Raw genomic sequence first — 2,608 nt, 5'->3', positions numbered from 1 at the left:
GGGTAGTTTTTACGATAAAATTGATCAATCATTTGAAGCACGGGGTCCCATTCAGGGTATGGCTCACGTTCTCCAAATACCATTTTCGCTTCTGGAGTATTCATCAGAAAATTATCGAATTGAGTAGGTACTGGCAATCCTAGTTGTTTTCTTACATGGATCAAGAATAAGATTTCAAAAGGATAAAATCCGTATCTGAAATCACCAAATTCACCGAACTGTCCGATTTCAGAAGCTAATGCAGAATGATACTCAGACATTATCGAAATTAGATGTTCTATTTCTTCTAAATTACCAGTCGACCAACGTCCCAGCACTTCATCATAAATGTTCAGGTCTTCAGGGATTAAGTCGCATCGTAGTTCAGCTTCCTTAAACTTATTTATTACGGCTAGATGCAATTTTTCATTCGTTCCCATGATGGTTTTATTTTTATACTGCAAGTACAGCTCTAGCAAAAACCAAATATGTCTATCCTTTTCATTGGCATTTATTAAATGTCCACCGAAGTGATGAGCCATAAAATCATATAATATATTTTCTTCTTTCTCCCATCCATACATTGCAAAATGAACTAATGTGAGGACGACTTCTCTAAACGAATATTCCAACATCATCCCAGGATACCTGATTGTATAGAGATCCTGTCCCATGCACTGGTAAAATAAGACCTTCTGCATGTTCTTTAATCCTTCTACATTGTTTCCACCGCTGATCAATACATCATTTTTCCATAGTGACAAGTGATATGAAGAAATTTGGTTTAGATTTATTAATAGTATGTGATCTTTATCTGTTTCATTTTGCTCAACGATTTCCTCATTCTCTCTTCTACTAACATTATATTCATCTTTAACATCTTCAAATTTGATTCCATCCACAAAATTTTTGCTATATCTTTTAAAAGCCATTTCTAACTTTTTTTGGTTTATCATTGTATCCTCCCATTTGTATGTTTTCTAATTTCTGTTTCTAAACATAAGTGAGACCCCAGTTTCAACCACTCTTATTTTAACTCAAATGTAAATTATAGTAACTTATTAAATTCACTTTTCTTAATTATTCAGCCTTTTACCTTAAAAAATCGAATGTAAACTAACACCCATTAGTTTACATTCAAAACATTGATTTTACTGACTTTATAGCATTTTAACCATTTTAAGCAAAAACACTAACAAAAGTATACATTCAAAACGTTGTCTTTAAAGAATTTACAGAACTACCTCGTTTTTTAGTTAGCTATCTCTATTTTTGTTCGTTGAGTTTGTTTGTTTTGTTAGGATTCGTCAAATTCAATCGTCACTACCTTATCAATAGAAACAAATCTAATCGCCTTACTGTTACTCATTTTATTTAACTCAAACCACGACCCAGGAGTAAAAAATGCTAGTCCTTGTCTATCGATTAATTCCTTTATTCGTTGTGCTTCATAACCTCTCACATATAACTCTTGTCCATCAACCATTTTCACAGTTAACTCTAACATCCTCTCATCCCTTATCTTCCCTTATCGCTTTCAATTGCTCCATTTCCTTCTCAGCAGACTTCTCAATCCATTCTTCTTCCACCTTATTCATCTCACCAATCCGATATCCAAAGTAAATCACCAGTAAAGTAACAAGTGTACCTAGAAAGTATCCCGTTAAGCTTCCTAACCAAAACATCCCATCTCTTCCTTCTCAAAATAAAATAAGACGCTAAACCGATAACGGTAGCGCCTAACGAAGTAACTATAGAATTAATCATTAATAAGTATATCTGGACCCTTCCTCAACATATATGCAAAACTAGAAATAAACACTATACAAAATATAATAATAGAAGGCCACGTATTAAAATAAAATCCTTTACCTGCAATTAATCCGTATATATTTTGGAACAAGAAATTAGTACCTAAGATAATTCCCCCTAATATCGAACTGACCACAATGCTGATTAAATAAAATTTGAATTTTTGAAACATTTTTCCTCTACCCCTTTTCTAAAATCAACTTTATTTAGTTCGTTTTAGAAAATTATACCATTCTCATTTTTTTATATCCTTAAATCTAGATGCATTTAAGAATATTTTAAGAAAAGGAAGCGGAAGTACTATCTCTTCAAATGTCCATTTTGTTCAATTAAAAAGAGCATCCACATCAGTAGATGCCCAAACGTGTAGGAGTTTTCAATGAGTATTGAATAGGACCTGAGAGAGGTTGTCCTACACTATAATATATGCTTGTCCATCTCAAAAGGTGCAAATAAAAGAGCTCTATACCTATTTATAGAGCTCGTTATGCGAGTAATGGTGTATTTATGTTGACCTGATATTGTATGTCGAGAACTTCCTTGTGTGCAAACGAAAGAGAACACTCCCCCAAGTTAAGTGCTCTCTCGTAAAAATCGATGGGGTAACATGTTGGAAACCGTTCTGTATCATTGTATGATTTATCAATTAGCGTTATACCTAAATCATTCTTCAATTACGTTTATTGTGTAATTTCTATATAACAAATAAAAAAGCAACCGTTATGGATGCTTTTAAATCTTTTCTATAACATAAACCATTGTCTTTCTTGATGGTGCATGATAAGAGTAACCTTCATTTCTATGAACGTATATTTCA

General features: G+C 32.9%; 4 protein-coding genes. All 4 read right to left on the bottom strand.

Annotation, left to right across the window (positions count from 1 at the left end):
* Positions 1 to 935, bottom strand: a 935-nt coding sequence (locus tag BPMYX0001_RS26615) for a hypothetical protein (RefSeq protein WP_033799790.1), incomplete at its 3' end; no start/stop codon positions are given.
* A gap of 341 nt (positions 936 to 1,276) precedes the next feature.
* Entirely contained in the window at positions 1,277 to 1,486 is a 210-nt protein-coding gene (locus tag BPMYX0001_RS26610) for a hypothetical protein (protein ID WP_006097298.1), read from the bottom strand.
* A gap of 4 nt (positions 1,487 to 1,490) precedes the next feature.
* Positions 1,491 to 1,664: a hypothetical protein gene (locus BPMYX0001_RS33410; protein WP_006097297.1), complete on the bottom strand. Its 174-nt coding sequence runs from the start codon at positions 1,662 to 1,664 to the stop codon at positions 1,491 to 1,493.
* A gap of 74 nt (positions 1,665 to 1,738) precedes the next feature.
* Positions 1,739 to 1,963, bottom strand: coding sequence for a hypothetical protein (locus tag BPMYX0001_RS26605; protein ID WP_033799443.1), 225 nt, complete (start codon positions 1,961 to 1,963; stop codon positions 1,739 to 1,741).
* Positions 1,964 to 2,608: the final 645 nt, after the last annotated feature.

The organism is Bacillus pseudomycoides DSM 12442, assembly GCF_000161455.1.
Taxonomy (GTDB): Bacteria; Bacillota; Bacilli; order Bacillales; family Bacillaceae_G; genus Bacillus_A; species Bacillus_A pseudomycoides.
The sequence above is the reverse complement of the archived record's forward strand: the minus strand, read 5'-3'. Positions and strand labels throughout refer to the sequence as shown.

Bases quoted from the DNA above. Each gene is read 5' to 3' on its own strand.
- BPMYX0001_RS26610 (WP_006097298.1), bottom strand. From the start codon at position 1,486: ATGTTAGAGTTAACTGTGAAAATGGTTGATGGACAAGAGTTATATGTG.
- BPMYX0001_RS33410 (WP_006097297.1), bottom strand. From the start codon at position 1,664: ATGTTTTGGTTAGGAAGCTTAACGGGATACTTTCTAGGTACACTTGTT.
- BPMYX0001_RS26605 (WP_033799443.1), bottom strand. From the start codon at position 1,963: ATGTTTCAAAAATTCAAATTTTATTTAATCAGCATTGTGGTCAGTTCG.